Annotated in this window: 1 protein-coding gene; it reads left to right on the plus strand. The window is 45.6% G+C overall.

Annotated features, from left to right (window positions below):
• Window positions 1-70: 70 nt before the first annotated feature.
• Window positions 71-783 (plus strand): reverse transcriptase domain-containing protein (locus ACFOUY_RS08965; RefSeq protein ID WP_378960166.1); only part of this gene is annotated, 713 nt, incomplete at its 3' end.

Genomic DNA, 783 nt, shown 5'->3' on the forward strand with positions numbered 1-783 from the left:
TATTACATCAGTTCGACCGCTGATGGAAGGGCTGAACCAAAAGTGGTAAGTAGTCAATGAATGTTACCAAATGGGAGGTAAAAAGCAGAAAATATCGATCGATAACTACCGGCAGAAAGATAGGGCGGAACCCGAAGACTATGTTGGAGTGCAGACTTCCATGTGGATAACTGAAAACAACCTTACAAGTTTAGTACATACAGGAGATGGATCATTGGAACAGATTTTCTCACTTCCCAATCTGAACCGTGCTTATAAAAGAGTTATAGGCAACAGGGGTTCGGGAGGCATTGATGGGATGCAGGTCGGGTCTTTAAAGGACTATCTCATTAAGGAGGGAGAGTCTCTTCAGTCATCCATATTAAGCGGCCAATACAGGCCAAATCCGGTTCGTCGGGTAGAAATCCCTAAAGAGGGCGGTAAGCGGCTTTTAGGTATCCCGACCGTTGTAGACAGGGTTATCCAACAATGCGTTACCCAAACGCTGGGGCCTATCTACGAAAGTCAGTTTTCCAGTTACAGTTATGGGTTCAGGCCGGGACGCAGCGCGCACCAAGCGCTGAAAGAATGTGTCAGTTTCCTGAATGATGGTTTCAGTCATACTGTTGATATCGATCTGGAAAAGTTCTTCGATACGGTCAATCAAAGTAAACTGATTGAAGTATTATCAAGAACTATCAAGGATGGCAGGATGATCTCTTTAATCCATAAGTACCTAAGGTCGGGCGTAATTGTAGCAGGTAAGTTCGAACAAACGAACCTTGGGGTGCCCCAGGGAGGCCC

Source organism: Pedobacter jamesrossensis, assembly GCF_042650905.1.
Lineage (GTDB): Bacteria > Bacteroidota > Bacteroidia > Sphingobacteriales > Sphingobacteriaceae > Pedobacter > Pedobacter jamesrossensis.